Annotated in this window: 4 protein-coding genes; 3 read left to right on the forward strand and 1 reads right to left on the reverse strand. The window is 66.9% G+C overall.

What is annotated here, in order from left to right:
• Positions 1-180: 180 nt before the first annotated feature.
• On the reverse strand, positions 181-1,407 hold the full coding sequence (gene dksA / locus ABGA94_RS14585; protein ID WP_065186037.1) for an RNA polymerase-binding protein DksA: 1,227 nt from the start codon (positions 1,405-1,407) through the stop codon (positions 181-183).
• 271 nt (positions 1,408-1,678) lie between these two features.
• Between dksA and yidD the strand changes: the two genes are divergently transcribed.
• From yidD to ABGA94_RS14600, 3 genes are read left to right on the forward strand one after another with little or no spacing between them, the layout of a single operon-like run.
• Entirely contained in the window at positions 1,679-1,933 is a 255-nt protein-coding gene (gene yidD / locus ABGA94_RS14590; RefSeq protein ID WP_005417723.1) for a membrane protein insertion efficiency factor YidD, read from the forward strand.
• A gap of 1 nt (position 1,934) precedes the next feature.
• Entirely contained in the window at positions 1,935-3,281 is a 1,347-nt protein-coding gene (locus ABGA94_RS14595; RefSeq protein ID WP_111097867.1) for a dihydroorotase, read from the forward strand.
• The gene (locus tag ABGA94_RS14600) at positions 3,281-4,129 is read left to right on the forward strand and encodes a M23 family metallopeptidase (RefSeq protein WP_375367620.1); all 849 of its coding nucleotides are present in this window, start codon (positions 3,281-3,283) and stop codon (positions 4,127-4,129) included. The genes ABGA94_RS14595 and ABGA94_RS14600 overlap by 1 nt, the downstream gene beginning before the upstream one ends.
• Positions 4,130-4,192 lie beyond the last annotated feature (63 nt).

Raw genomic sequence — 4,192 nt, forward strand, 5'->3', positions numbered from 1 at the left:
CGTCCGCGGCATGGATGCCGCGGCCGAGCTTACAGGGATGTACTTGCAGCGTGTCCTGCCCGGACCCACCCGCAGGCTCCACCCGATACCCGCAAGGCGCTGCTCTACACAGCCAACACGAACCCAACAAAAAACCCGGCCGAAGCCGGGTTTTTCGCATGACCAGACAACGAACTGGAATCAGTCGCCCTGCTGCTTCTGCAGGTGCTCCCAACGCTCCTGGGCGTCGATGGTGCGCTCGGCGGTCAGGCGCGCTTCCAGGCGCTCCAGGCCGATTTCTTCGCCGGTGTCGACGCAGTACCCGTAGTCGCCGGCTTCCAGGCGCTTCAGGGTGCTGTCGATCTTGCCGATCAGCTTGCGGTAGCGGTCGCGGGTACGCAGTTCCAGCGAGTTCTCGGTCTCGCGGGTCGCACGCTCGGCTTCGTCGCCGATGTCACGCACTTCCTCGCGCAGGTTCTCGATGGTCTGCTTGGACTCTTCCACCAGGTCCGCGCGCCAGTTCTGCAGGCGCTGGCGGAAATACTCCTGCTGCAGCGAGCTCATGTATTCCTCTTCCGAGGACGGCTTGTAGCCAGCCGGCAGGATCGGGCGGCCAGTGGCCTCGTCGGTCTTGTACTCGACCACCTTGTACTTGCTGCGCGGGGCCGGTGCTGCCGAGCGGGCGGCGACGGCCACGGCAACCTTGCCGACAGGGCGCGACACGGTCTTCGGGGCGGAATCGGATTTCACGGCGGTTTTGGCAGGCGATTTCGAAACGGGCACGGGATTCTTGGATTGCGGGGCCTTCGAAGCGACAGGAGCGGCGGCCGGGGCCGGCGTTGAGGCCGGCTGGGCTGCCGCCACTGCCACGGTCTTGGCCGGGACAGGCTTGGCCGGAGCCGGCTTGGCAGCAGGCTTCGGTGCGGACTTCACTACTGGGGCCGGGGTCGGCTTTGTGGCCGGCGCGGCAACATTCTTGGCAACCTTCTTTACAGCGGCGGGCGTGGCGGCCGGTTTAGCCGCAGCGACCTTCTTTGCTACGGGCTTGGCGACCGGCTTGGCGGCAGCCTTCTTCACCACCGCCTTCGGCGCTGGCTTGGCGGCTGCCTTCCTGGCCACCGGCTTGGCGGCGGCCTTCTTCACCGGCGCGGCCTTGCTGACGGTCTTCTTCACCGGCGCCTTCTTGCTGGCGGCGGCTGGCTTGGCCTTGGCGGGCGCAGCGGCCTTCTTCGCCACCGGCTTGGTTGCCTTGACCGGCGTTTTCTTTGCGGTGGCCTTCCTGGCCGCCGGTTGCGAGGACGCTGCCTTGGTCGCCGGCTTGCTGGCCGGCTTCTTGGCAACGGGCTTTGCCGCCAACTTCTTCACAACAGGCTTGGCGGTTTTCTTGGCGGCCGTTGCGGCCTTCTTTGCAGTTTTTTTAGCAGCCACGAAACGCTCTTCCTTGGATTCCCCGGGGCCCGGGAAAGCGGGCCTTTATAGCCTACCCGACCCGCAGCAGCAACCTTGGCACCCTGCTCCATTCAGTCCTGGAGTCAAGGTGCCCAAGTGGCAGTCCGACGAACACGGACCGCCTTGCGCGGTACGGAACCTGGCCAACACCCGCGGGTGCTGGTACCGGTCGCAGGCCATCGGCGACATGCGACCAACGGCCCATCCTGCACAAATGCGGCCTTCATGCCAACTGGCATAAGATGACTGGGTGATCTCGCGCCTGCTCATTGCCCTGCTGCGCTTCTACAAGCGCTTCATCAGCCCCCTGCTGGGGCCGCGCTGCCGTTTCGTGCCGAGCTGTTCTGAATACGCGATGGATGCCATCTCCCGGCACGGGCCGCTGCGCGGCAGCTGGCTGGCTGCGCGCAGGCTGGGCCGCTGCCATCCGTTCCACCCCGGCGGCTTCGATCCGGTGCCCGAATCCACCCACGCCCCCTCTTGCCGTTGCACAGGAAAACACTGACATGTCCTCCACCCTCATCACCAACGCCCGGATGGTCAACGAAGGCCGCACCTTCGACGGCGACCTGCGCATCGAGAACGGCCGCATTGCGCAGATCGGCAACGGGCTGGCGCCGCGCGACGGCGAGCAGGTGGTGGACGCCGCCGGGCGCTGGCTGCTGCCCGGCATGATCGACGACCAGGTGCATTTCCGCGAACCGGGCCTGACCCACAAGGGCGACATCGCCAGCGAATCGGCCGCGGCCGTGGCCGGTGGCCTGACCAGCTTCATGGACATGCCCAACACCAACCCGCCGACGCTGGATTCGACCATCCTGGAAGCCAAGTACGAGCTCGCGCGCGGCCGCGCCTGGGCCAACTACGGCTTCTACCACGGCGCCAGCAATGACAACCTGGAAGCGATCCGTGCGCTGGATCCGAAGAAGGCGCCCGGCGTGAAGGTGTTCATGGGTGCTTCGACCGGCAACATGCTGGTCGACAACCCGGAAACGCTGGACGCGATCTTCCGCGAATGCCCGACCCCGATCATCACGCACTGCGAAGACACGCCGATGATCGATGCCAACCTGAAGGCCTTCCAGGAAAAGTACGGCGATGCGCTGACCCCGGACATGCACCCGGACATCCGTTCGCGCGAAGCCTGCATCAAGTCGACGCGCCTGGCGATGTCGCTGGCACGCAAGCACGGCACCCGCCTGCATGTGCTGCACATCTCCACCGCCGATGAGCTGGCGCTGTTCGAGAAGGGCCCGCTGATCCGCGCCGATGGCAGCCGCAAGCAGATCACCGCCGAAACCTGCGTGCACTTCCTGCACTTCGCGCGTCCGGACTACGCGACCAAGGGCAACCTGATCAAGTGCAACCCGGCGATCAAGGAAGTGTCCGACCGCGAGGCAATCACCGCTGCCTTGGCCGATGACGTGCTGGACGTGCTGGCCACCGACCACGCGCCGCACACCTGGGAAGAGAAGCAGAAGCCCTACGCGCAGGCGCCGTCGGGCCTGCCGCTGGTGCAGTACGCGCTGGTGGCCGCGCTGGAGCGGGTGCACGAAGGCAAGCTGACCCGCGAGCAGGTGGTGCAGAAATTCGCACATGCGCCGGCGCAGCTGTTCGACGTGGAAGAACGCGGCTTCCTGCGCGAAGGCTACTTTGCCGACCTGGTGCTGGTGGAGGACGTGCCGTTCACCGTCAAGCGCGAGGACGTGCTGTCCAAGTGCGGCTGGTCGCCGTTCGAAGGCACCACTTTCCGCTCGCGCATCGCCTCCACCTGGGTCAACGGCCAGCTGGTGTGGGACGGCAGCAAGCTGGTGGGTGAACCCGCCGGCCAGCGCATGACCTACGACCGCTGATGCGTTCGGCACTGATGATCGGGGCGCTGCTGCTGGCCGCGCCCCTGTTTTCCTCTTCCCCTGCGCAGGCGCAGGATGGCATCGGCAGCCTGATCGACAGCCGCGTGGTGTTCCCGGCCAGTGCGTCGCAGGGCGCGCTGGTGATCGGCAAGGTACCCGCCGGCAGTCGCGTGCAGTATGCCGGCCGCCAGCTGCGGGTAAGCGGCTACGGCAGCGTGGTGTTCGGCATCGGCCGCGACGAGATGGGTCCGCTGCGCGTACAGGTGCAACGCCCCGATGGTGGCAGCGAGACCGCGACCATTGCGGTGACGCCGCGCGACTGGCCCACCGAGCGGGTGAACGGCGTGCCGCCGAAGACGGTCAACCCGCCGCCGGCGATTGCCGAGCGGATCAAGCGCGAACAGGCGCAGGTGACCGCCGCACGTGCCCGCGATGACGACCGCACCGACTTCACCCAGACCTTCATCTGGCCGGTACAGGGCCGCATCAGCGGCCGCTTCGGCAATGCGCGCGTCTACAACGGGCAGCCGGGGGCCGGCCACTCCGGCATGGACATCGCGGTGCCGACCGGCACCCCGGTGAAGGCGCCGGCGGCCGGCATCGTGACCTTCGCTGGGCCGGACCTGTACCTGACCGGTGGCACGCTGCTGCTCGACCACGGCTTCGGGGTCAGTTCCAATTTCCTGCACCTTTCGCGCATCGACGTAAAAGTTGGCGACCGTGTGGAGCAGGGCCAGGTGATCGCTGCCGTCGGCGCCACCGGCCGTGCCACCGGCCCGCACCTGCACTGGGGCATGAACTGGTTCGACACCCGCATCGACCCGTTGCTGGTGCTGGAACGCAAATAACGGTAGTGCCGGCCGCTGGCCGGCAACCGCATGAATTCTGCAGTGCCCGAGCTGCCGGCCAGC

Source organism: Stenotrophomonas sp. 3diitr2024 (assembly GCF_042136455.1).
Lineage (GTDB): Bacteria > Pseudomonadota > Gammaproteobacteria > Xanthomonadales > Xanthomonadaceae > Stenotrophomonas > Stenotrophomonas sepilia.